This window comes from Gardnerella sp. c12Ub_1 (genome assembly GCF_055804375.1).
In genome coordinates, this window is record NZ_JANUZC010000001.1 from 1,268,474 (window position 1) to 1,293,691 (window position 25,218).

The 25,218-nt window shown below is 43.2% G+C and carries 18 protein-coding genes; 8 read left to right on the top strand and 10 right to left on the bottom strand.

The annotated features are described in order from the left end of the window. Positions 1 to 55: 55 nt before the first annotated feature. The 3 genes from nrdE to NYP65_RS04985 form a co-directional block, all read right to left on the bottom strand. Positions 56 to 2,284 carry a class 1b ribonucleoside-diphosphate reductase subunit alpha gene (gene nrdE / locus NYP65_RS04975; protein ID WP_473410709.1) on the bottom strand — a complete coding sequence of 743 codons (2,229 nt, stop codon included), beginning with the start codon at positions 2,282 to 2,284 and terminating at the stop codon, positions 56 to 58. 84 nt (positions 2,285 to 2,368) lie between these two features. Beyond that, complete coding sequence (gene nrdI / locus NYP65_RS04980; RefSeq protein WP_115794051.1) at positions 2,369 to 2,869, bottom strand: class Ib ribonucleoside-diphosphate reductase assembly flavoprotein NrdI; 501 nt, start codon at positions 2,867 to 2,869, stop codon at positions 2,369 to 2,371. 70 nt (positions 2,870 to 2,939) lie between these two features. Continuing rightward, positions 2,940 to 3,191 carry a glutaredoxin family protein gene (locus NYP65_RS04985; protein WP_004133561.1) on the bottom strand — a complete coding sequence of 84 codons (252 nt, stop codon included), beginning with the start codon at positions 3,189 to 3,191 and terminating at the stop codon, positions 2,940 to 2,942. A gap of 426 nt (positions 3,192 to 3,617) precedes the next feature. Between NYP65_RS04985 and gndA the strand changes: the two genes are divergently transcribed. Next, a complete protein-coding gene (gene gndA, locus NYP65_RS04990; protein WP_346284185.1) occupies positions 3,618 to 5,078 on the top strand; it encodes an NADP-dependent phosphogluconate dehydrogenase in 1,461 nt (486 codons plus the stop codon). A gap of 71 nt (positions 5,079 to 5,149) precedes the next feature. Here the strand turns inward: gndA and NYP65_RS04995 are convergent, their stop codons facing one another. The 5 genes from NYP65_RS04995 to NYP65_RS05015 all read right to left on the bottom strand — a co-directional run bounded on the left by NYP65_RS04995 (position 5,150) and on the right by NYP65_RS05015 (position 12,516). Continuing rightward, entirely contained in the window at positions 5,150 to 6,487 is a 1,338-nt protein-coding gene (locus NYP65_RS04995) for an ATP-binding protein (RefSeq protein WP_004131609.1), read from the bottom strand. 262 nt (positions 6,488 to 6,749) lie between these two features. After that, positions 6,750 to 7,571, bottom strand: coding sequence for a 6-phosphogluconolactonase (pgl, locus tag NYP65_RS05000; protein ID WP_415702749.1), 822 nt, complete (start codon positions 7,569 to 7,571; stop codon positions 6,750 to 6,752). Positions 7,572 to 7,613: 42 nt separating this feature from the next. After that, the gene (locus tag NYP65_RS05005) at positions 7,614 to 8,600 is read right to left on the bottom strand and encodes a glucose-6-phosphate dehydrogenase assembly protein OpcA (RefSeq protein ID WP_473410710.1); all 987 of its coding nucleotides are present in this window, start codon (positions 8,598 to 8,600) and stop codon (positions 7,614 to 7,616) included. Beyond that, positions 8,597 to 10,177 carry a glucose-6-phosphate dehydrogenase gene (gene zwf, locus NYP65_RS05010; protein WP_367301896.1) on the bottom strand — a complete coding sequence of 527 codons (1,581 nt, stop codon included), beginning with the start codon at positions 10,175 to 10,177 and terminating at the stop codon, positions 8,597 to 8,599. Before zwf ends, NYP65_RS05005 begins: the two co-directional genes overlap by 4 nt. 56 nt (positions 10,178 to 10,233) lie before the next feature. Continuing rightward, positions 10,234 to 12,516, bottom strand: coding sequence for an acyltransferase family protein (locus tag NYP65_RS05015; RefSeq protein ID WP_473410711.1), 2,283 nt, complete (start codon positions 12,514 to 12,516; stop codon positions 10,234 to 10,236). 641 nt (positions 12,517 to 13,157) lie between these two features. Here NYP65_RS05015 and NYP65_RS05020 point away from each other — a divergent pair. Further along, positions 13,158 to 13,652: an inorganic diphosphatase gene (locus NYP65_RS05020; protein WP_004105658.1), complete on the top strand. Its 495-nt coding sequence runs from the start codon at positions 13,158 to 13,160 to the stop codon at positions 13,650 to 13,652. A 192-nt stretch (positions 13,653 to 13,844) separates the two neighbouring features. On the opposite strand, the gene NYP65_RS05025 is transcribed toward NYP65_RS05020, so the two are convergent. Then, positions 13,845 to 14,570, bottom strand: coding sequence for a hypothetical protein (locus NYP65_RS05025; protein ID WP_020759198.1), 726 nt, complete (start codon positions 14,568 to 14,570; stop codon positions 13,845 to 13,847). A 203-nt stretch (positions 14,571 to 14,773) separates the two neighbouring features. Here NYP65_RS05025 and NYP65_RS05030 point away from each other — a divergent pair, with 203 nt between their 5' ends. The 6 genes from NYP65_RS05030 (at position 14,774) to brnQ (ending at position 24,564) form a co-directional block, all read left to right on the top strand. Then, positions 14,774 to 15,589, top strand: a complete 816-nt coding sequence (locus NYP65_RS05030; protein WP_473410712.1) for a winged helix-turn-helix domain-containing protein — start codon at positions 14,774 to 14,776, stop codon at positions 15,587 to 15,589. Between the two features lie 94 nt (positions 15,590 to 15,683). Beyond that, positions 15,684 to 16,310: an endonuclease III gene (gene nth / locus NYP65_RS05035; RefSeq protein ID WP_128813805.1), complete on the top strand. Its 627-nt coding sequence runs from the start codon at positions 15,684 to 15,686 to the stop codon at positions 16,308 to 16,310. A 124-nt stretch (positions 16,311 to 16,434) separates the two neighbouring features. Next, positions 16,435 to 18,018 (top strand): ABC transporter substrate-binding protein, encoded by a 1,584-nt coding sequence (locus tag NYP65_RS05040; protein ID WP_473410713.1) that lies wholly within the window; start codon positions 16,435 to 16,437, stop codon positions 18,016 to 18,018. A 69-nt stretch (positions 18,019 to 18,087) separates the two neighbouring features. Continuing rightward, on the top strand, positions 18,088 to 20,862 hold the full coding sequence (valS, locus tag NYP65_RS05045; RefSeq protein WP_473410714.1) for a valine--tRNA ligase: 2,775 nt from the start codon (positions 18,088 to 18,090) through the stop codon (positions 20,860 to 20,862). Between the two features lie 118 nt (positions 20,863 to 20,980). Then, the gene (gene argS, locus NYP65_RS05050) at positions 20,981 to 22,777 is read left to right on the top strand and encodes an arginine--tRNA ligase (RefSeq protein ID WP_427898086.1); all 1,797 of its coding nucleotides are present in this window, start codon (positions 20,981 to 20,983) and stop codon (positions 22,775 to 22,777) included. A 230-nt stretch (positions 22,778 to 23,007) separates the two neighbouring features. Then, positions 23,008 to 24,564, top strand: coding sequence for a branched-chain amino acid transport system II carrier protein (brnQ, locus tag NYP65_RS05055; RefSeq protein WP_347343766.1), 1,557 nt, complete (start codon positions 23,008 to 23,010; stop codon positions 24,562 to 24,564). Positions 24,565 to 24,823: 259 nt separating this feature from the next. On the opposite strand, the gene NYP65_RS05060 is transcribed toward brnQ, so the two are convergent. Then, positions 24,824 to 25,171, bottom strand: coding sequence for a phenylpyruvate tautomerase MIF-related protein (locus NYP65_RS05060; protein ID WP_018620267.1), 348 nt, complete (start codon positions 25,169 to 25,171; stop codon positions 24,824 to 24,826). Positions 25,172 to 25,218 lie beyond the last annotated feature (47 nt).

The following is a 25,218-nucleotide window of genomic DNA, read 5'->3' on the forward strand; positions in this document are numbered from 1 at the left end:
TTATAAAATTTTTAAGTTTTTGATTTAATTTGCGAAAGATTTACAACCATAAGGTTTACAGCGTGCAGCTTACGCAACCCTCGATTTCTGTACCTTCCAAAGCCTTCTGGCGAATACGAATGTAGTAAAGAGTCTTAATGCCCTTACGCCACGCGTAAATCTGAGCTTTGTTCAAATCGCGAGTAGTCGTAGTGTCTGGGAAGAACAAAGTAAGAGACAATCCCTGATCCACATGCTGAGTTGCCTCCGCGTAAGTGTCAATAATTGCCTTCCATCCAATCTCGTATGCATCCTTAAAGTACTGCATATTGTCATTCGTCATGTATGCAGCAGGATAGTAGACGCGACCAACTTTGCCCTCTTTGCGAATCTCAATGCGAGAAGCAATCGGGTGAATCGAACTCGTGGAATGATTGATGTACGAGATTGAGCCAGTTGGAGGAACAGCTTGCAAATACTCGTTGTAAATGCCGTCGCGCAAAATCTCGTCGCGCAAAGCTTCCCAGTCCGAAACGGTTGGAATTGCAACGTTAAAACGAGCAAACAAATCGCGAACCTTTTGAGTTCTAGGCTCAAGAGAACGGCTGCCATCTGTATACTTATCGAAGTAGTTTCCTTGGCCTGCAGGCTTAGCGTAGGCGCTCATCTTAAAGCTTGCAAAAGCAGTTCCGCGCTCTACAGCCAAAGCGTGAGAAGCCTTATAAGCGTGGTAGGCAACCGTCATAAAGTACATGTCTGTAAAGTCAAGAGCTTCCTCGCTTCCGTACTGCATATGCTCGCGAGCAAGGAAACCGTGCAAATTCATTTGACCCAAGCCAATAGCGTGGCCTTCCGCGTTTCCGCGACGAATCGAAGGCACAGAATCAATCGAAGTGTGCTCCGAGACAGAAGTGAGTGCGCGCACAGCCAAATCAACGCTTGCACCCAAATCGCCGTCCATTGCCTTAGCAATATTAAGAGAGCCAAGATTGCAAGAAATATCGCGGCCAACGTGACTATAAGACAAGTCGGCGTTATATGTACTTGCTTCTTGAGTTTGCAAAATCTCGGAGCACAAGTTGCTCATAGTAATGCGACCCTCAATAGGATTTGTGCGATTTACAGTATCTTCAAACAAAATGTAAGGGTAGCCGGATTCAAACTGAATCTCTGCAAGAGTCATAAAGAATTCGCGAGCGTCGATGTATTTCTTGTGAATGCGAGGATTTGCAACCATCTCATCGTAATGCTCGGTAACGGAGATGTCTGCAAAAGGCTTTCCGTACTCGCGCTCAACGTCGTAAGGGCTAAACAAAGCCATCTTTTCCTTACGCTTAGCGAGCTCAAAAGTAATATCTGGAATTACAACGCCCAAAGAAAGCGACTTAATACGAATCTTCTCGTCTGCGTTCTCTCGCTTAGTATCGAGGAAACGCATAATATCTGGGTGATGCGCGCTAATATACACAGCTCCAGCGCCTTGACGCGCGCCAAGCTGATTAGCGTAAGAGAATGAATCTTCCAAAAGCTTCATAACAGGCACAACGCCACTCGACTGATTCTCAATGCGCTTAATAGGAGCGCCAAGTTCGCGCAAATTCGTAAGCAGAAGAGCCACGCCGCCGCCGCGCTTAGAAAGTTGCAAAGCAGAATTAATTCCGCGCGCAATAGACTCCATGTTGTCTTCCAAACGCACAAGGAAGCAGCTCACAGCTTCGCCGCGCTGAGCTTTGCCAAGATTCAAGAACGTTGGGGTTGCTGGCTGGAAACGGCCTGCAAGCATCTCGTCCAAATAGTTAAGCGCTGCTTTTTCGTCACCATCTGCAAGTTCCAAAGCGACTGCAGCTGCGCGCTGAGCGAAGTTTTCCAAATACTTCTTTCCGTCAAAAGTCTTCAAAGCGTAAGAAGTGTAGAACTTAAAAGCACCCAAGAATGTACCGAAAGTGTGGTGAGCGGCTTCTGCGTGCTCATAGAACTTATCTAGAAACTCGTCGCTATATTTGTGGAAAACGTTGCCGTTGTAGTAGTAATTGTCAATCAAATAGTTCAAGCGCTCGCGAGTGGAAGCAAACTTCATGCTGTGTTCTTGCACGTAACCCGAAACATAAAGCTTTTCTGCTTCCTGATCTTTATCAAACTGAATGCCTTTTTCTGGGTCAAAAAGACCGAGCATAGCGTTAAGAACATGGTAGTCGCGGCTGTTGCGAATGCGTTCGGCAGTTGTGCTGCTGCTGGCAGTGATGGCGTCGTCAGCGTGATCAAGATTAAGCGAAGTAGATTCGCTCATCGGATCCGTGCTATTCATGGGTTTTATTCCTTTCCTCGTGCGTTGTTTTTGCTTTTCAAACGCTGGTTGTTTTTGTTTATATGCTGTATTTGTTGTTTTTGTTTATTTCGTTTCTTCTGCTTCTTTTAATTGCCTTAAAAATCTTGGTATTCCTTGCGCTACTTTTTCTATGTCTTCTTGAGTTCCCGTAAGTTCAAACGAGTACATATTTGGAATCGCGCATTTTCCTGCGATTTGACCGCCTGCAGCGCAATATGCGTCTCCAAAATTCGTGTTTCCAGAAGATATTACGCCGCGAATAAACGAACGATTTTCGCGATTGTTTAGGAATTTGCGCACTTGCATTGGTATTGCTTTCTTAATATTTCCGCCGCCGTAAGTTGGCACAATCAAAACGTATGGTTCGCGCACGTGCAATTCTGGCTCTTTTGGTCGAAGCGGTATGCGATACACGTTCACATTGTTGCTTGGAAAATCGCAATTTTTTACGAATCGTAGTGTATTTTCGGAGACGGAAGAAAAATAGACTACAGCTCCGATTGATTCGCCTTGTGCGCGCGCTTCTGGCTCGCTTGGTTGTGACATATTTTCTTGATCACACATTTTTATGCTTCTTAATTGCTTTGATTATTTTGACTGCTTTGCATATTTTGATTGTTGATTTTTGACTGCTTTAATCGTTTTGATTGTTGTTTTCTAATTGACTTGCGATTTGTGCAATCAAATCTGGACGATATCCGCTCCAAGATGAGTTTGGAGTAATCACCACTGGCGCTTGGCGATATCCTGCAGCGCGCAACTGGTCTAAAGTAGAAGGGCTTTGAGTTAAGTCTACTGTTTCAAAATTCACGCCTAGCTTAGTGAATTGACGCTTTGTGGCATCGCACTGTGGGCAATGTGGCTTGGTGAAAACTGTAATAGTCACGGTTCGTCTCCCTTCGTTATGTGGTGTTTAAGTTTTTGCTTTATGATTATTTAATTTCGTGCTTTTTGGCACGATTTAACAGTCTACTACCACTTAACACTATTTGTAGTGGCGTGTTGTATAGATAATCCCTATATCTAGTGTCTCCAAATTTGAGCCAGCACGCGTGTCTATAAGATTTAAGCGGTATTTATGCTTTCTAAATAGCGATGAATAAAAGTAAAAATGTAATCTTTATCACAAAATTGCCACTATTGCGATAGTGCAAAATTTACGTGTGAGCGCAACAAAAACGCTTGTGCATATAAAACGATAAACTTAAAAAAGTGTGTTTTGATTGGTTAAGTGTTAAAGATAAAACAATCATAAAATAATAAAACGGTTATAAATATTACTGTTATAAATATTAAAAGATAGAGGTGCAAAATGGCGGAAACTCAAGCTAGAGCAAATATTGGTGTTGTTGGCTTGGCAGCTATGGGATCGAATTTGGCGCGAAATCTTGCGCATCACGGCAATACAGTTGCTGTTTATAATCGTCATTATTCGCGCACAGAAACGTTGATGAATCAGCACGGCAGCGAAGGCGATTTTGTGCCTGCAAAAACCGTTGAAGAGTTTGTGGCTTCGCTTAAGCGTCCGCGCACAGCAATTATTATGGTAAAAGCTGGTGCCCCTACAGACGCTGTTATTGAAGAGCTTGCAAATGCTATGGAGCCAGGAGATATTATCGTTGACGGCGGAAACTCCTACTTTGAAGACACGATTCGCCGAGAGAAAAACATTCGCGCGCGCGGTCTTCACTACGTTGGTTGTGGTGTTTCTGGCGGAGAAGAAGGTGCTTTGCGCGGCCCTTCGATGATGCCTGGTGGAACGGAGGAATCTTGGAAGACGCTCGGCCCTATCTTAAAGTCGATTGCGGCTGTTGCAGAAGGCGAGCCTTGCGTAACGCATATTGGCACCGATGGTGCTGGTCACTTTGTAAAAATGGTTCACAACGGCATTGAGTACTCCGATATGCAACTTATTGCCGAAAGCTACGATTTAATGCTTCGCGGTTTGGGCATGAAGTCCGAAGACATTGCAGATGTGTTTAGCGAGTGGAACAAGGGCGAGCTTGATTCTTATTTGATTGAGATTACTGCGGATGTGCTTCGCCAGAAAGACGCTAAGACTGGTAAGCCTTTGGTTGAGATGATGGTGGATCACGCTGGAATGAAGGGCACGGGTACTTGGACTGTGCAATCTGCGCTTTCGCTTGGAATCCCTGTAACGGGTATTGCAGAAGCTGTGTTCGCTCGCGGACTTTCAAGCCAAGTTGTTTTGCGTGAAGCTGCAGAAAACCAGGGATTGACTGGCCCAGATATGCATTTTGATTTGAACGATTCTGAGCGTAAGGCATTTATTGAGGATATTCGCCAAGCTTTGTACGCTTCTAAGATTGTTTCTTATGCGCAAGGCTTTGACGAGATTGCTGCTGCTGCAATTGAGCATGATTGGAAGATTGACCAGGCTGCTGTTGCTCGCATTTGGCGCGGCGGATGCATTATTCGTGCTCAGTTTTTGAACCGCGTTTCCGAGGCTTTTGAATCTGGGCAGGCAAGTGTTTCCTTGCTTTTTGCGCCGTACTTTAAGGATGCTATTGAAAAGTCGCAAGCTGCTTGGCGACGTGTTATTGCGCGTGCAGTTGAGCATGGCGTGCCTGTTCCAGCATTCTCTAGCTTGCTTGCATACTACGATGCCTTGCGTTCTAAGCGTTTGCCAGCATCACTCATTCAAGCTCAGCGCGATTTCTTCGGCGCGCACACATACGGGCGCATTGACGAGCCAGGCGTATTCCACACTTTGTGGGCAGAGCCTAATCGCCCAGAAGTAAAGCAAGATTAAAACTAATATAATATAAAAATAATTCTTGCGTAAGCGTCGCATGTATAGGTTTTGCATGCGACGCCTTGTTTTTACAACACAGAAGCCATGTAGTACGGTAAGTAAAGCAGTTTACCTTCGCGCTTAATTTCTCCATGGTGAAGCACGATTCCTTCGCTGCTGGTTTTACTAAAAGCTTCCATAAAGTTTGTTATTGACTTCACACTTTTACTACTACCAGATTTCACTTCTACTGGAATAATCTTGTTGCTTTTGCGCAAGAGAAAATCTATTTCCATTACTGTCTTTTTGGTATCGATACTTGTTTTTTTGTAAAAATACGCGTTGTGTCCATTTGCTTTTAGACACTGTGAGACAATATTTTCTATTATCATTCCTTCATTAACATGTAGTTTGTCTAGCAGAATTGCCTTATAAAGTTCATTTTCTAAGTAAGGTCTATCTTTGTATGCTAATGAAGTTAACAGTCCTGTATCCATCATGTAGCATTTGAAGGAAGGGTTGATAGTAGATAGATTCAAAGCTACACTTGGGTCTTCAACGCTGTTTGCAATATTTATTATCATTGCTTCTTCTAGCCAACGTATTGGATCCCTATATTCTTTAATACGCGCGTTGGAATCTACGTGGGATAGCACGTAACGCTTGTCGTGTTTGGAAAGCTCTGCAGGAACTCTATCGAAAAAATTAGTTACGTAAGTAGGGTTCTCTTCTTCCTGATCTTGCATATCTTGCTTATAAAGATTGATTATTTGCTGTTTAGCAAAATCAACCTTCGCAAAATCTTTTGTATCAACGTATGCTTGAACAGCTTGTGGCATTCCACCAACCAGCATGTATTCTCTGAAAGATTTCATTATGCTCTGGTGCATACTGCCCATAGGTTTGAGTGATTCAAAGTGACCTTTAATAGTAGGGAAAATCAGGTCGTTATCGTTCGCTGATAAGTATTCTTCATAATCAAGTGGCAGTACTTCTAATGTGTACTCTTCTGAAGGTATGAGAATATCCTTGCTTTTCTTTGTAATAGAAGCAAGCGATCCTGTTTCAATGTAATCGTAACGACCATCTTCAAGTAGAGTTTTTATTGCTTGCCGTGCTTGTGGGAATAATTGTATTTCATCAAGTATTATAAGAGATTCTCGCTTATAAAGTCTGGTATTGTAAGCTAACTGTATCGTGTTAAATAGAGTATCTAAATCTCTTAGACTGTTTATAAAAAGCTGCTTAATATCTTCTTCGGTTTGATCGAAACGAATCAGAATATAAGACTTGTATTCTTCTTTTCCAAGCTTTTCTGCTAACGTTGTTTTACCGACTCGTCTTGCTCCCTTAAGAAAAAGCGCATAATTTGGTGCATATTCATGCTTCCATTTCAGCATTTCTTTGTATATCTTTCTATCAAACATGTGGGTTTTGCGCTCTTTCTTGGAATATAAATTTGTGCTTGATTTGTTCAATTGTTGCAGAGTGTAGTTTTCCTTGATATTTCAATGGTTTTATAAAGATTTTCCCAAATGCGCCATGTTTTGTCAAGCAGATTTTCCCAAATGCGCTATGTTTTTAGGGGCTGTTTTTCCCAAATGCGCTATGTTTTGAAAGCCATATTTTCGCAAATGCGACATCTAGGCTATGTTTATTCAATTTTTAGTTGATTGAATATTATGCATATTATTGGATTGCAGCGCGCAAAGTTTCGGCAGTAGTTAGCCATGCGATTTCTTCAGTTCCGTTAGCAAAAGACGCAGGATAATCTGGGTTATTGTTGCCAGAAAGCGCGTTCATTAAAGCTTTTCCTTTTTGCTCGCCAGCAGTTAAGAACCAAGTGCGGCGGCTATGAGCCAGCACGGGAACGCTAAGCGTTAATCGCATTGGCGGCTGCTTAGGGGAGTGATTCACGCCTAAAACTATGCGATCGCGATTATGAATTTGCGGCAATCCTGGGAAAAGTGAAGCTATATGCGCGTCTGGTCCCATGCCAAGAATCGCCAAATCAAACACTGGCTCTTTGCCAAGTAAGCCTATAATTTCTTCTTCGTATTCGCGTGCAGCAGCGTCTAAAATAGCGTCATTTTCAGCGTCGCTGGCTTTTGCAATTTCCTCCGCATTACGCTCATCTGCAGGCATTTCGTGAATATGAGACTCCTGCAAAACTTTGTGATCGCTAAGTATGTTAAGAAGCAACTCGCGAGCCTTGCGTGCATTACGATCTTCGCTGTTATAAGCTACAAAACGCTCATCTGCCCACCAAATATGCACATTAGACCAGTCGATTGCTGGAAGCAATGGGTTGCTAGCTAACATTTGAAACATGCGAATCGAATCTGTTCCACCTGTTAGCAAAAGATGGAATGGCTTATTAAGATTTTCAACATTGTTTTGCCATTGCATAATCAAAGTCACAAGTTTTTGCGCAGCAACAGCAGCTAAAATATCTTGATTGTCGTAGCCGTACACTGTTGCGTTATGCGCAAATCTAAAATCTTTAGCCATAATGAATCCTTTTATTATTTTTACTTGTTGTATTAGAGTTCGTTATCTTGCAAGTTCGTTACTCTGCATTGTGCAACAATTTGCGTGAATAAGCTGCGCATAAATCTCGTCTGGGTCAATTCTGCGTAATTCTTCACTTAAGCAGTCTTGCAAAGAACGAATCGGCATAGAAATCGGCTGAGAAGCTTGCCCAGGAAGACTTATTATTGCTTGACTACTGCCAGAAGGTCGCGTTAAAGAAAGCTCGCCATCTTGCCTCTTAAGACTTACTTCTGTAATTGCATGCGAGCTTGAATCTTCAACAATTTCTACAGGAACATTAAGTGAGATTTTTAGCCATTGCGCAAGCAAATGCAACGGAACGTAATGCTTAGGGCCGCTAACTTTAACGCTAAGAATCGGTAAGTGCGGCGGCTGATCAAGCATAGAAGCCAGCATTGCGCGCCAAGACGTAATGCGCGTCCAAGAAAGATCCACGTCTTTAGAGGACCAATTTTTGCGCAGATTTTGTACAGTTTCAAGAGTGTTGCTGGCCCGTTGAGCGTCTGTAATTCTGCTGCTTGCCATAGCTCCAAGCAAGTCGTTAGCAGGATTTTCGGGTGCGTTTGTAGGCCACCATGCAACAATCGGCGCGTCTGGAACAAGCAGAGGAATAACAAGCGTATCTGGGTGGCGAACAAGGTCATTATGTGGATAGAGAATAATGATTTCGCCTGCGCCAGCATCTGCTCCAAATCGCACTTGAGCGTCTAAGTTTGGCGTTTCTTCTTCTTGATTTTGATCTTCTTGATTTTGATTATGCAAACTTGGATTAGCGCTTTGCCAATCGCGAACAATCGCAATAACTCTGCAAGGATGCTCGCGACTAGCTGCATTTGCTGCGCCCAGTGCGTTTTCAAGCTCTTTAAGAGTGGTGTCAATAAGAAGAGTGAGCACGCGGCCACTTGCGGATTCGCCTCGTTCTTCGTGAAGCTCGTCGATTTTTGCAGATATTTTAGATGTGTTTGTGTTAGGAAGATTAATAATCATGGCAGCCTCCAATGGCGATTATTACGAGCAAGCATAGCGTCAGCTTCCGCTGGTCCCCAAGTTCCAGCACGGTATGGTTGCGGACGCGTGTTAAGCGAAGCCCAAAAATCTTCAATCGGATCCAAAATCTTCCAACTTAAATCAACTTCTTGCGTTGTTGGGAAGAGTGGCGGCTCGCCAAGTAAAACGTCTAAAATAAGGCGTTCGTATGCTTCTGGAGAGTTTTCTGTAAAAGACCTTCCATAGCTAAAGTCCATAGAAACATCGCGAACTTCCATAGACGTTCCGCCTGGCACTTTTGCGCCAAATCGCATTGTTACGCCTTCGTCTGGCTGAACGCGAATCACAATAGCATTGTTTCCAAGTTCGCGCACAGCAGTAGTCTCAAAAGGCAAGTGTGGGGCGCGCTTAAAAATCACAGCAATCTCTGTAACTCGCTTACCTAAGCGTTTGCCAGTTCGCAAGTAGAATGGCACTCCAGCCCATCGGCGAGTGTCTACGTCTAATCGCACAGCAGCGTATGTTTCTGTAGTGCTATCTGGGCTAATTCCTTGTTCTTGCAAATATCCAATAGCCTTATATGACCCCTGCCAGCCTTCTGCGTATTGGCCTCTTGCAGTGTTTGCAGCTAAATCTTTAGGCAATCGTATAGCCGACAAGACCTTAGTTTTTTCTGCTGTTAAATCGCCAGCGCTAAAGCTTACAGGCTCTTCCATAGCAGTGAGTGCCATTAGTTGCAACAAGTGGTTTTGAATAACATCTCGAGCAGCGCCAATGCCATCGTAATATCCAGCTCTGCCACCTATGCCAATATCTTCTGCCATAGTGATTTGTACGTGGTCAACATAATTAGCATTCCAAATTGGCTCGTACATTGCGTTTGCAAAGCGCAAAGCAAGCAGATTTTGCACAGTTTCTTTGCCTAAATAGTGGTCTATGCGGAACACGGAATTAGGGTCAAAAACCTCGGAAACTACGCGATCCAGCTCTTGTGCGCTTGCTAAATCGTGACCAAAAGGTTTTTCGATTATCACTCGTCTCCATGCGTTTTCGGAGGAGTGCGAAAGCCCAGATGCAGCCAATTGTTGTGCTACAACAGGGAAGCTGGATGGTGGAACAGACATGTAGAACGCGTGATTTCCGCGAGTTCCGCGATCTCTGTCTAACTCGCTTACGGTTTTGCTTAATCGCTCGAAAGCGCTTGCGTCGTCGAATGTTCCGCGAACAAACCGTATGCCTTTTGCAAGATTAATCCAAGTGGATTCGCAAAATGGCGTGCGGCAATGTTGTTGAATATTTTCTCGCACAAAGTTTACAAAATGCTCATCTGTCCAGTCGCGTCTGGCGAATCCCGTAAGGCCAAAGCCAGGTGGCAAAAGTCCGCGATTTGCTAAATCGTATACGGCTGGCATTAGCTTTTTTCTAGCTAAATCGCCCGTGATTCCAAATATAACAAGGCTGCACGGGCCTGCGATTTTGGCTAGTCGCAAGTCGCGCGGGTCTCGCAGAGGATTCTTCCATTCTGCAATCGAATCGCCCTTATTGCTTTGGGAAAATGGGGTTATTAACTCACTCATATGTACCATCGTAATATTTTGACGTGATTTGGGCGGTTTGTTTTGCTATGCGCAAGTCATCCGCCGCACACGGCTAGTCGTATCATTCGTGCGTATTGTGGCCCGCCAATAGGCGTTAAGTGTATTCCGTCGTCTGTTAGAAACTCGCTATGGCCTGCGCTCGTGCCATTCCAGTCAATGATTCCAACGTTCTTGCGCTTTGATGCAAATGCGCGCAATTTTGCGTTCGTCTCGTCTTGCCAAGGTTGAGGCACGCGAGTTGTTACAAAGTACACGGGCTTTCCGCCAGTAATATTCACCATGTTTTGTAAAACTGACTCGTCTCTAGGCGGCTCGTTGGTTCCAAGTTCGTAGATTACAACGCTTCCAGGGTGTTTTTCGGCTATGTCTTTTTGGTAGTCTTCGGCTCCGTGGAAAATCTGCCTGCTAACTTTTCCGTCAATCCAAGCGTTTGGTAGAGCTTTTATAAGGTACGGTTTTGCGCCTTCGGTTACGGAGTCTCCAACCATTGTTATGTCTGCCGTGCAAACGTCTTGTTTTGAGTCAATTTTCCAAGGTTTTGTGTTTATGTTTGCTGGCACTTTTTCTGCGATTGGGTTTAGAACTCTATGCGCGCTTGGCTTTGTTGGAAGCGTTTGTTTTGTTATATTTTGGCGCTTTCCGCCCACTTTTCTTTTTTGATTTTGATTTGATTTGTTGTTTGACTTTGTGTTTGTCTTGTTGTTTGAGTTATTGTTTGACTTTGAGCTTTGGCCTGACTCTGGCTTTTGCTTGCCATTTTGCGAATGAGTTTTATTGTTTTGTTCTTGACTCGTTAGTTCTGGTCTTAATTGTATTGCTCGCGCCTGCGCAATGCTGTTCCAGTTTAATGGCGCAGCAATTAGTACTATGCACGCTATTGCGCACACAGTAGTTGCAACTCTTCGTAGAACAAATGGAAGTCGAATGTTTTTGCTTTTAACGCTTAAAGTATCGCTAGAAAGATCAAGGTTTTTATTTTCATCTATAGAATCATCTATAGGATTATCTTTTGAATCATCCATCGAATTATCTTTTGCATTCTCTGATTTTGTGTTAACACTAAAAGTCATATATTTACTTGCAAATGGCATTTCAAAAATTCTGTAAAATACTTCACCTGCAGCAACAACAATCACGCATTGCAAAATCTGCTCAAATAGCGTTATATGCGTTGTTCTAGTTGCAGGATTTAAGACTTCGAGTATAGGAAAATGAACAAGATAAATCACAAAAGATCTCTTGCCTAAGTAGCTTAACACGCTAGTGCCAAGTATCTTTGCGCAAATGTTGTTTTTTAGCATGCAAGCGTGCATTAAAATTGCGCAAACTATTGCAAAAAGTGCATAACCGCCGTACACAATCCACGTTTTTAGTCCGTCTTGTTTAATAAAGCAGAATAAAATAAATGCTAGTGCAGCAAATCCTACAATGGATTCTAAAATTGGCTGTCTGCCTTTGTTTTTGCCATTTTGCGAATCGTTTTCTTGGTTTTCAATTTGTTCTTTTTCGCTTTTGCTTCCAACAATGTAGCGGCACGCGTCTGAGATGATTTTTATAGCAGATTTTCCACTAAACCACGTGCAATACATTGCTAGAATCGCGCCGATTAAGAATTCACATGCGCGTGTATCTAAAGCGTAGTACACGCGTGCAATGGTTTGCCCTTCTCCATAAAGAATTGTTATTGCAATGTTTGTAAGCGCAGACACAATCGCAAGCGTTGCTGTAACAAGCATTCGCACGAACTTTGATTTAACTATTTTAAGAATTGCGCATAGAATAATAGGCCAGCAAATAAACATTTGCATAATAAGGCCTAAGTACCACAAATGCTTAATAGGAGAAGGCAGCCCCGATTGCTCAAAATACGAGACTTTTCGCAAAACATACGCCATGTTGCTGCTAAATGTTGCTCCGCTTAGAGCATCTGATTGCAACTTTGTTAAAAGGCTTGGCGAAAACAGCCACATAAGTGGTGCGCTTAGTGCAATAATGCCCAGCGTAGAAGGCCATATTCGTTTTATGCGTTTAAGCAAGTACTTAAAGTAGGCAATAAGTTTTGATTTTTTCTTCTGGCTTTCTTGGTTGCCATCTAAATGCGAATTTTTATTGTTATTCTCGCTGAACATTTTTAGCAAAGATACGGTGCTAAAGTATCCTGCCATAACAAGAAACATTGTTACGCCTAAAAAGCCGCCGTTGAATACAATTGGACGCAAGTGGAACGCTACAATTCCAATAATTGCGATCGCGCGCATGCCGTCTATTGCAGCGTTGCGTTTGTTTGCAGCGTTTGTTGCGTTGTTCAATTCTGTCATCTTGCCTACAACTTAATACGTGTTTGTTGTGTTTGTTGTGTTTTTGTATTCAGTTTTGTATTCAGTTTTACAAGTGTTTATGTTCGATTTTTCCCATTAGTATCGCGCCAAAACGTAGTCATATTATCTATGTATTAAGACATTAAAGACGCCTATAGCGTGTCTTAGGTTTTCCTTGATTTTTAGCATATTTTTGCGTAATTAACGAGAGTTTTTTTAATGTGAGCTAAAATATTTTTCAAATGTTTTACTGTTTTTATTAATATTTTTTATTAATATTTTTCATATTTTTCTTTGTGTTTTTCTCATTGGTTAGTCGCCATTTTTCTGTGTTTATCTAAATCGCGCATTATTGCGCTTTGCTTCGATTTGCTTGTGCATATATCGTAAAGCGTATTGCGCACTATTTTTCACATGTCGCAAATATATTACACAAATATGTCTCGCATATATTCCGCATATAGTCTGTATATCTAACTGGTTCTGAATTGCTATCGTGCGCGTAGTGTTTTATATACTCTTTGCTGCGCGCTAAAGTTAGATTGAACAGTCTAAGTTAGATGTACAAACGTTAGATTGATAAACAAATGCTTAAACGTACTAATGTACTTAAGCATTAAGTTTTACGTTAAGGAGTAAAAATGGCAGAAACATTTAACGTTGTGGTAGAGATTCCACGCGGCTCTAAGAATAAGTACGAAGTTGATCACGAAACTGGTCGCGTATTTTTGGATCGTACTCTATTCACTGCAATGGGCTATCCAGATGATTACGGCTACATTGATGGCACTTTGGGCGAAGATGGCGATCCGCTTGACGCTCTTGTTATGATTCCAAATTCCGTATTCCCTGGTTGCGTTGTTGAATGCCGCGCTGTTGGTTTGTACCACATGGTTGACGAAGCTGGCGGAGATGACAAGGTTTTGTGCGTGCCAGCAGATGTTCGCTTTGACGATATTAAAGATATTGATGACGTTAACGAGTATCACAAGGCAGAAATCAAGCACTTCTTTGAGCAATACAAGGCTTTGGAGCCAGGCAAGGAAGTTCTTCCTGGAGACTTCTGGGCTGGAGTTGAGCAAGCAGAGAAGGAAATCGTTGCAGCTCGCAAGCGTTTGGAAGAAAGCGAAAAGTAGTTCTTGCGATTAGTCGCAAAGCTTCCGAACGTTTTAACAACGTATCTATTAGTGTCTAACGCATTTTATGTGTTAGACACTTTTTAATATCTTTAATATCTTAATAAGTAATTGCTATCTATAAAACATTGCTATCTATAAAACATATTGCGTGAAACAACGCGTGAAACAACCAGCATTAACTTTAATCGCTTATGCTACAAGCAACATTGCCAATCCAGCTCCGTAAACAACCATTCCGCACATCATAATTGGAATCAAAGCTGTTCCAATTTGCGGAAAAACTGTTCCAGCATTGTATTGCGCGTCTTTAATCCAAAGGTGAGAAAGGCCAGCCAAAACAATCACAACAAACAATCCAAGAATTGCCACTAACACGCCAAGTTCCAATACGCGCACAGAAAAAGTGAATTTAATAATTGACGGCAAGAAAAGCCATCCAGGCAAGGCTGCGCATGCAATACTTGCAGTAAGGCAATGAGATAGGTTTCGTACAAGATTAGACCTATCTTCTCTAAACATTTGTCTAGCAAAGCTAACAAATGTTGCTGCAACAAGAATTAGCGCAAAGTTTACTGCCCATCGCTCGTATGGTCTAATAGCAGCAACAAATTTGTGAATACTAACTTCTGATTCGCCATCAATCACGCTGCTTGGCAGCCATCCTTTTAAGGCCAACGTTGCGCACCACATAGACGCTACTGATGCAAGAAAAGGAATAGCTTTATCGGCTGTGGAGCCTTTGAGTGGCCAAAAAGTTATTAAAGCAAGAAGAATAAGAATGCAAACCGTTAAAACTGCTTTTGTTGTTGCAAATGGAAGCATTGCAGCAGATGCTAAAAGAACTATAGCAACAAATTGAGTTACAACAATCGTAATGTGATCATACATTTTGTTGCGCTGAATAGTGTTGCTCATTGTACGCTCCTATCGCGTTTACGCAGTATTCAATCTGTGTATTCAATCCGTGTATTTAATTTGTTAATCATGTATTTACATCATTTTATATGCAAGCGTACACTTGCGCTTTTTGATTCTTCTTAAGCATGGATTACAATTCTTTTTTATAACAGCTTGATTTTGAATTTTAATTCAATTCTATGCGCTATGGAGGTGTCAATATGACGGATATTACATTGATGACCTCTTGTGCCGCGCCTGCAAAAGTTTTGCCATCGTTAACGCTTCTTTCGCATCGCGTGCGCGTAGTGCCAATGGAACCTTCTAGCATGCTTAAAATGCCCGAAGATACAATTCTTCTTGTTGATGCTAGAGAAGATTTATCTTTAGCAAAATCGCTGTGTTCTCTTGTGCGCGCGTCTAATTTAACAATGTCTATTATTCTAATTCTTACAGAGGGCGGTTTTACAGTTGTAAACCCATCTTGGGGCGTTAACGACGTTATGTTAACAACCGCTTCTCCTGCAGAAGTAGAAGGAAGATTGCGCTTAGCTGCTAAAAAAGTTGTATCTGCAGATTCTGCTCATGGCTCTACTGTTGCCGATTCCACAAGCGTTGAAGTTAACAGCAACGGTCAAATGTGCTCTGGAGACTTAGTTGTAGATACGCAAAGTTACACAGTTAGCTTGCACGGAAAGCCTATCGATTTAGCGTATAAAGAATTTGAGCTGCTTAAGTATTTTGTTCAGCATCCTCGTAGAGTTTTTACGCGTGCACATTTGCTTCAAGAGGTTTGGGGCTACGATTACTATGGCGGAACGCGAACTGTAGACGTTCATATTCGTAGGCTTCGCGCAAAGTTGGGCGTTGAATATGAGCATGTTATTGGAACAGTTAGAAACGTTGGATATCGTTTCGACCCATTAGAAGCTCAAGTTGACGAAGTTGAAAATGACGATTATGCACAAAACGCTAATCGCGAGGATTCTGGCGATTCGCGTGACAAGGATTCAAGCGTTTCCAACGATTTAGACTAGGCTTATATTGGCTACAAATAACACGAATAAAATAAATAACACAATAGATAACACAAATAAAATCAATGCGGTAAATGTGATAAATAAAAACAAAATGCGCGAAGAATACAGGATTTTATGCGAAGAAATCCCAAATCCAAAATGTGCGCTAAATTTTACGAACCCATTTGAGCTTTTAATCGCAACTGTTCTTAGCGCGCAAACAACAGATAAGCGCGTAAATCTTGTTACGCGTAAGCTTTTTAAGGCATACCCAACGCCAGTTGATTTAGCAAAAGCGCAAATATGCAACGTGCAAGAAATAATTCATTCGCTTGGCTTTTATAGAGTAAAATCGCAACATATTATTGAGCTTTCGCAAAAACTTGTTAAAGATTTTAATGGCGTTGTTCCAAATAATATGGCAGATCTTACAAAGTTGCCAGGCGTAGGAAGAAAAACAGCAAACGTTGTTTTAGGAAACGCTTTTAATATTCCAGGATTTCCAGTAGATACGCATGTTATGCGCGTTACGTCAAGACTTGGCTGGGTGAGTGACTCTAGCGCTAAGGCTAAAGATGCAGCGAAAATCGAGCGAGAAGTCACAGCTTGTTTTGCGCCAGAAGAATGGACGAATCTTTCGCATCGTCTTATTTTGCACGGAAGAATGTTTTGCACTGCTAGAAACCCGCGCTGTGGCGATTGTCCTCTTAGGTTTTTATGCCCTTCTGTTAGATTGTAGAAAATAAATTTGCACAAGATTAATGGCGTCTAGTAAATTTTTTAGAATATTTTTAGGATATTTTTAGACTATTTTGTGTATAAATTCGGCAATCAAATTCAAACGGTGATATAAACTTTTAATCATGCCTGAATTTGAAAGATACTCATCTGCTTCGCATGTGCGTAGTGCAAGATATGCGCATAGAACTAGACGAAGCGCTAAACCATGGGTTGTATTTATTGTTTTAATCGGCATTCTATCTGCAATAATTTGGGGCGGATGGCGGTTTATAGGCGGAAGATCTTTAATACCTACAAACATCTTTCCAGCGACAAGTTCAACTTTAACAATAGGATTACGCACGGCTCCAGCTTCGCTAGATATTAGAACAGACGATAGTGATTCCTTACAACAGGCACTTTTGGAGAACGTTTACGAAACACTTGTAAAACGAGACGAAAACAATGTTTTACACCCAGGGCTTGCGCAATCTTGGAGCGTTTCGAACGATGGATTGAATTATAAATTTAGGCTCCGCAGCGGAATTAAGTTTGCTAACGGAGACCCAATGGACTCAAGTTCCGTTCTTAAATCGCTTCAGCAAGGCATTACAAAGAATTATCCTGGCTACGAAAAGCTAACAAACATAACAAGCGTTTCTAACTCTGGGCCTAGCGTTCTAAACATAACTCTTAAAACTCCAGACCCACTTTTGCCAAGGCGATTAGCTGGAAGAGCTGGAATTGTTTACAACACAAACATTTTTGTTAACTACGCTTCCGACGCTATTGGAACGGGCCCGTTTACAGTAAAGGGATATAACAAGGGTGGGGATCTCGTTCTTGCTAGAAACAACAATTATTGGGCGGGACAAGCTGGATGCCAAAGCATAACGCTTAAGTATTTTAACGATGACACGTCTTTAGCAAACGCTGTTAAAGATGGCAGCGTGCAAATGGCAATTCCATTAGACGGAAATGAAAACAAGCGAATGGCTACAATGCCAAACACTAAGCTGGTAAAGGGAAAAAGCACAAGATTAAGAATGTTTGCTTTTAACACGGGAATGTCATCTATGTTCTGCGATCAGCAAATTCGTAGAGCTGCAAGACACGTGATTGAGCCAAATGTTATCCTTGCTTCCGATCCTTTTGGAGGCCAGCTTGTTGGTGGCCCAATCGACCCTATGTCTCCTGGGTATGAAGATTTTAGTAATACGTATCCTCACGACGTTCAAAAAGCTTACGGTATGTACCACTACTTTGTTGCAGGATATTTGCGCGGAATCACAATGCTTGTTCCAACTGGAATGGCTAGTGTTTGCGATCAAATGGCAAAAAACTTAAGCTATGCAGGTGGATTCCCAGTAAAACTAGAAGAATTAGACCAAAGTGTAATCGATCAGCGAATACGCGAAGGCAAATACGACTTAGCTCTTACTTGGACTAATCACACTTTGGATTCTGGAATGTATGCAGACACTAAGTCTAACTACTTGTTCCAAGATCACGCTTCGCAAAAGTATTTTGCAGACGCAATGAAGTCTACAAGTCCGCAAGAGTACGAAGAAAACATTAAAAAGTACGCTAAAGAATTGTGCGATTACGCGGTTTCGGGATGGTTGTACGCAAGGAATAGCGTTGTTGTTGCAAAGAATAATGTTAGTGGATACCCTACTAACATGACCGATCAGCTGCTTCCTTTGCATGATGTGACTGTTAAATAGTGCTGGCTTAGTGAGTTCTTAGTGCTCTGTTATAGTGCGATGTCTCAGTGAGTTTCTAATATTCAGTTCATGAGTGAACAGGATAACACAGTAAAACACGCACATTTAACACCATTGCCTAATAAGGTTGGTGTTGATGGTCTTGAAGACAAATGGCGTAGTAATTGGGATGAAGCTAAGACTTACGAATTCCACAATTCTCGCGACCGTAAGGCCGTGTATTCAATCGATACGCCGCCTCCAACAGTTAGTGGCCACTTGCACGTTGGTCACGTATTTTCTTACACGCATACGGATGTGATTGCGCGATATAAGCGCATGCAAGGCTTTGACGTGTTCTACCCAATGGGTTGGGACGATAACGGCTTGCCAACAGAGCGCCGCGTGCAAAACTATTACGGCGTGCGCGTAGATACTTCGCTTAAATATGATTCTGATTTTAAGCCTCCATTTGAAGGCACAGAAGGCAAGAAAATTGAGGCAAAAGATCAGGTTCCTGTAAGCAGGCAAAACTTTATTGAGCTTTGCGAGCGCTTGACTTCTCAAGATGAGAAGCTTTTTGAAGCATTGTGGCGCAGGCTCGGTCTTTCTGTAGACTGGTCGCAAACTTATCACACGATTGGCGAGCAGCCTCGCAGAGTTGCGCAAAAAGCATTCTTGCGCAATCTTGCTCGCGGAGAAGCCTACCAAAAGGATGCTCCAGGCTTGTGGGATGTTACATTCCAGACTGCAGTTGCCCAGGCAGAGCTTGAAGCGCGCGAATACCCTGGTTTCTATCATAAGATTGCTTTCCGCTTTGAAGATGGTACGCCAATTTATATTGAGACTACGCGCCCAGAATTGCTTGCTGCTTGCACGTCTTTGATTGCACACCCAGACGATGAGCGTTACAAGAAGTACTTTGGCAAAGAAGTTTACTCGCCGCTGTTTAAGGTGAAAGTGCCGATTTTGGCGCATCCTGCAGCTCAAATGGACAAGGGTGCTGGCATTGCAATGTGCTGCACTTTTGGTGATGTAACAGACGTTGAGTGGTGGCGCGATTTGAGTTTGCCAACTCGACCAATCATTCAGCGAAACGGCCGCATTGTAATGACTACTCCTGATTGGATTACGGATGAATCCGGTCGCGAAATGTTCGAGAAAATTGCCGGCAAAACCACGTTCTCTGCTCGCAAGGAAGTTGTTGAAGCTTTGCAAGCAGCTGGAGATATGGAAGGCGATCCAAAGCCAACAAAGCGTATGACGAACTTCTACGAAAAGGGCGATAAACCTTTGGAAATCGTCACTTCTCGTCAATGGTACTTAAAGAACGGCGGCACGGACGAAAAGTTGAACGCTGAGCTTATTGAGCGCGGCAAGGAGCTTAACTTCCACCCAGACTTTATGCGCGTGCGCTACGAGAATTGGGTTCATGGCTTGAATGGCGACTGGCTTATTTCTCGCCAACGCTTCTTTGGTGTACCATTCCCACTTTGGTATCCAGTAAACGAAAATGGGGAAGTGGATTACGCGCATCCTTTGACTCCTAGCGAAGACCGTTTGCCAATCGACCCAACTATTGACGTGCCAGAAGGATTCGACGAATCTCAGCGAGATCAGCCAAACGGCTTTACTGCTGAGCAAGACATTATGGATACTTGGGCTACATCTTCCTTAACTCCACAAATTGTGACTCGTTGGGAAGAGCCAGGTGAGGAAAATCAAGCTTTGTTTAAGGCTACTTTCCCAATGGATTTGCGTCCACAAGGCCAGGATATTATTCGTACTTGGCTGTTTAGTACGGTTGATCGCGCGCATCTTGAAAACGGCTGCTTGCCTTGGAAGCATGCTGCGCTTTCTGGCTGGATTCTAGACCCAGACCACAAGAAGATGTCTAAATCTAAGGGCAACGTTGTTGTGCCAAATAAGCCAATCGAAGAGTTTGGTGCGGATGCTGTGCGTTACTGGGCAACTTCTGCAAAGCTTGGTTTGGATGCAACTTACGACGAAGGTCAGATGAAGATTGGCCGTCGCCTTGCGATTAAGCTTTTGAACGCTACTAAGTTTGCGCTCGCGATTGGTCGCGAAGATGAGGAACATCAGGTTCTTGAGTCTGCCAGCGCGGATTGGGATTTTGCAGATGTTACGGAAGTTTTGGATCGCTCTGTTATGGCAAAGCTTGCATCCGTTATTCGTACAGCAACTGATGCGCTTGAATCTTATGAGCATTCTAAGGCTTTGGAAGCAATCGAAACCTTCTTCTGGGAATTCTGCGACGATTACATTGAGCTTGCAAAGAATCGTGCTTATGGAACTGCGGAATCCACTGGACGCACTCCAAGTGAATCTGCTGTAAAGTCTGCTCGCACAACTCTTGGTCTTGCACTCGACGCTTTGGCTCGCTTGCTTGCTCCTTACTTGCCTTACGCTACGGAAGAAGTGTGGAGCTGGATGCATGATGGCGAAGGTTCTGTGCATCGCGCAAGCTGGCCATGCGCTAAGGCGTATGAGGCTGCTGCAAACGGTGTTTCTGCAGACACTTTGGCTTACGCGGGCGAGGCTTTGGCTACTTTGCGCAAGATTAAGTCTGAGGCAAAAGTTTCTATGAAGACTCCTATTTTGCAAGTTACTTTGAATGTAGCGCAAAACGCTTATAAGGCTGTTGAGGAGACTTTGGGAGACGTTGCGGAAGCGGGACGCGTTACTGGAGAAGTAAAGCTTAACGCTGTTAAGGCTGCGGATGCTGGAGATTCTTCTGATTCTGATTCTGAATCTGAATCTGAATCTGCGGAATCTGATGCAGCTAATGTAAACGTTTCTGTTGCTCAAAGCGAACTCGGTGAAGCTCCTGCAAAAAAGAAGTAATTGCCAGTAATTGCAAATAGTTAATCGCAAAACAAAAGCGCTGGAAGTCAACCTTCGACCCCAGCGCTTTTTTGTATTTAATAACTAAGCATCGCGCGGTAACGCTAGACTGTAAACCATGAATCCAGAAAGCTTAAGTGAATTAATCGAAAAAATTGCTAAAGATTTAGTAGCAAGTGGTAAAGCTGGCAATCTAACAGAAGATTTGATTCCTGCTGCCGAAAAACTTGCAGTTATGAGGCCAAAAGATCGCGCGCACGGCGATTGGGCAACGAACGTTGCTATGCAGCTCGCTAAAAAAGCTGGTATGAAGCCTCACGATTTAGCTGAACTTTTTGCCGAGCGTTTGCAAGAAGCAGAAGGTATTTCGCTCGTAGAAGTTGCAGGCCCTGGCTTTATTAACATAACGCTTGATTCCGCGTCTGCAGCGGCAGTTGTAGACGAGGTCTTAAATCAGGGTGCTGATTTTGGCAAGAATACGCATTTGAGCGGCAAAACTTTGAATCTTGAGTTTGTTTCCGCAAATCCAACTGGCCCAATCCACATTGGTGGCACACGCTGGGCAGCAGTTGGCGATTCTATGGCTCGAGTTTTGGAAGCGAACGGCGCAAAAGTTGTGCGCGAATACTACTTCAACGATCACGGTGAGCAAATCAACCGTTTTGCAAAGTCTTTAGTTGCTGCAGCTCACGGCGAAGAAACGCCTGCAGACGGCTACAAAGGCGCGTATATTAACGAAATTGCGGACGCTGTTATAAAAGAAGCGAATGCGGACGGCGTTGACGTTCTTTCTTTGCCACGAATTGATCTTGGAAAAGATGAAGAAGGTTTGCCACTTGGCGAAGGTGATTCCGAGCAGCGAGAAGAGTTCCGCAAGCGCGCAGTGCCAATGATGTTTGCGGAAATTCGCAAGTCAATGCGTGATTTTCGTGTTGGTTTTGACGTGTGGTTCCACGAAAACAGCCTGTATGAAGATGGCGAAGTTGAGCGCGCTATTTCGGACTTGCGTGAGCGTGGAGATATTTTTGAAAAAGATGGCGCAACTTGGTTTGAATCCACTAAGCATGGCGACGATAAAGATCGCGTAATTATTAAGTCTGACGGCAATTACGCTTACTTTGCTGCAGATATTGCGTACTATCGTAACAAACGTCATCGCGAACAGAATCCTGCAGACGTAGCAATCTACATGCTTGGCGCGGATCATCACGGCTATATTGGCAGAATGATGGCAATGTGCGCGGCTTTTGGAGATAAGCCAGGCGAAAACATGCAGATTCTTATTGGCCAGATGGTAAATGTTATGAAGGATGGCAAGCCTGTGCGCATGAGCAAGCGCGCTGGAAACGTTATTACGATTGACGATTTAGTTGATGCAATTGGCGTTGACGCTTCGCGCTACTCTCTTGCTCGCACAGATTACAACACAAGCGTTGATATTGATTTGGATTTGCTTGCTTCCCACAGCAACGATAATCCTGTGTACTATGTGCAATATGCTCACGCGCGCAGTTGCAATGTGGCTCGTAACGCGGCAGACGCTGGAATTAGTGCAGATGGAGCCGATTTAAGCTTGCTTAATACTGAGGCAGACGGCGAAGTGTTGGCTGCTTTGGCGCAATGGCCTGCGGCTCTGGCGCAAGCTGGCGATTTGCGCGCTCCGCACCGCGTTGCGCATTATCTTGAGGATTTGGCCGCAAGCTACCACAAGTGGTACAACCTTGAGCGCGTAGTGCCAATGGAGTTGAGCGACCCAGAAAATCGCTTGCCAGAGGCAGAGCGTGAGGCTATTCGCATTGCAAAGTGCCCAGAGCCAGCACGTGCTGCAGCTCGACTTAAGCTTAACGCTGCTGTGCGCACAGTAATCGCCTCTGGCCTTGATTTGCTTGGTGTTTCTGCTCCAGACAAGATGTGATTTAGCGCATTTGCTATTATTGCGCATTTGCTTTTTATTTAGGACGCTAGCTTTTATGTTGGCGTCCTTTTATTTTGATTAGGAGACACGCGCGAAATTGCAAATTTTTGTCTATTAAGTACATGCGATTTATTAATATACCCCCTAATATTATTTTTCGGTTTCAGTTTTGTTATTCAATGCGTTAAATAATATGCTTAAACAATTTTCACCATATAGGAGGTGTAAGCATGAGCGTCACAACACAAAGTGTCAGCACAGACAGTGCCCCGAAAAAAAGGAACTTGACAATTATTGAATCCGCATACGTGGCGGTCATGTTGTTTGGCATGTTCTTTGGCGCTGGAAACCTTATTTTCCCAGTATTCCTTGGTGCTAACGCGGGAAACAATTCTGCTCCTGCAGCATTAGGCTTTATTGTTACTGGCGTTGGTTTGCCATTGTTAGGCGTTACGGCTCTTGCAATGAGTCGCGCAAACGGTCTTTTTGAACTTTCAAGCAAAGCTAGTAAAAAATACGGCATGTTCTTTACATGCGTTCTTTATTTAACAATTGGCCCGTTCTTTGCAATTCCGCGATGCGCAACAACTTCATACACTGTTGGCTTGGAGCGAATTATTCCGCAAGACGGAAATGGGCAATTGTACTTGTTCTTGTTCTCTGTAGTGTTCTTTGCGCTCGCGTTCTTCTTTGCTATGAAACCAAGCGGCATACTAACGTGGGTTGGTAAAGTTCTTACGCCAATCTTCCTTGTGTTCCTAGCGGTTTTGGTATTTACTGCACTATTTTCCCCTATAAGCGGTGCTTCTTCAGATGCTGCTCCTATGGGAAATTACGTTAATAAGTCATTCTTTACGGGATTCTTAGATGGCTACAACACAATGGATGCTTTAGCTAGCTTGGCATTTGGAATTGTGGTTGTTAGCACCATTCGCCAGTTTGGTGTAAAAGATCCTAAAGATGTGGCAGTAAATACTGCTCGCTCTGGATTCTTTAGCTGCTTGCTAATGGCTTTGATTTACGTTGCGATTGTTGTTGTTGGTGTGCGTAGCCGTGCTCTGTTCCCACCTGCGGAAAATGGTGGCGTAACTTTGGCACAAGTTGCACGCTACCATCTTGGAAATGCTGGCTTATTCGTGCTTGCTGCAACAGTAACGCTTGCCTGCTTAAAGACTGCGGTTGGATTAATCGTAAGCTGCTCGGAAACCTTCTCTAAGTTATTCCCTAAGGGTCCTAGCTACCGTGTTTGGGCTGTATTGATTACGCTTGTTTCGTTTGGTCTTGCAAACTTTGGATTGAGCGCAATCATCGAATACGCGGTTCCAGTATTGATGTTCTTGTATCCACTGTCAATCGTATTGATTCTTTTGGCTTTGTGTGGTCGACTTTTTGGAAATTCCAAGGTCGTGTATGCTTGGACACTTGGTTTTACTGGTGTTGCAGCTGTATTTGACTTTTTGAATAGTTTGCCAACAGCTTTGCGCAACGCATTGCATATGAACGATATGTTGATTGTTGCTCAAAACTGGTTGCCGTTCTCGGAATTTGGAATGGCTTGGGTTTGCCCTGCTGTTGTTGGATTTGTTGTTGGCTATGTTCGCATGGTTATATGTGACAACAAAGGTATGGAAGAAGTGGCTCGCGTAGCTGCTGGCCCAGATCTTGAAGGCAGCGTTGCTAGTAGTGATGACTATTCTTCAAGCAGCTCTGAGTTTGACGAGTCGGATGCGTTAGCTGTATCTGCTGAGTCTACTGTTGACGAGCCTAATTTTGGCAATCGATCCTAGTGACTATTGGTATTGTGTAAAAGCGCATAACATATAAGAAAAAATTCAGTTGTCGACATTTTGTCGACAACTGAATTACATCGTCTGACGGGAAAAATATGAGACAGACGCCGCTGATATGCAAGGAATTTTGCGCATTATCCAATCAATACCATCTTCAAAAGCTGGATTATTAAATCAAAAGCCTACGGCACGTTTTCACGTGCTGTAGGCTTTGTCTTTAAGTTATTTGATGGCGATTTTTGTATAAAACTTGCGACTAGAAGTTGCCGCCGTTCCAACCCCAGTCAGTTGTTGCAGTGTAGCGAATATAAGTGCGATCCTGTGGAATTCCAAGCTCGCGATTCAAAGCTGCCATAATCTGCTCTGTCAACTTTTCCCAAGTCGAGCCTGGAACGCTAGAACCAAACACGTTCACTTCAACGTAAGCTGCAGGTTTAGTATTATCTCCTGCAAAATAAATTGGCATGTTGTCTTCAAATGGGCACATAAGCCAATGTTCGCTTTTGCCTGGAACTGCGCTAATCGCCTTGCCGTACGCTGCTTTTAAGGCATCGCGCTGAGCAGGTGTAGTGCTTACAGAAACGTGAGTGTGAATAACTGGCATAATCGCTCCTTTGCTAAATTTTATAAATTTGCTAAGTTTTATAAACT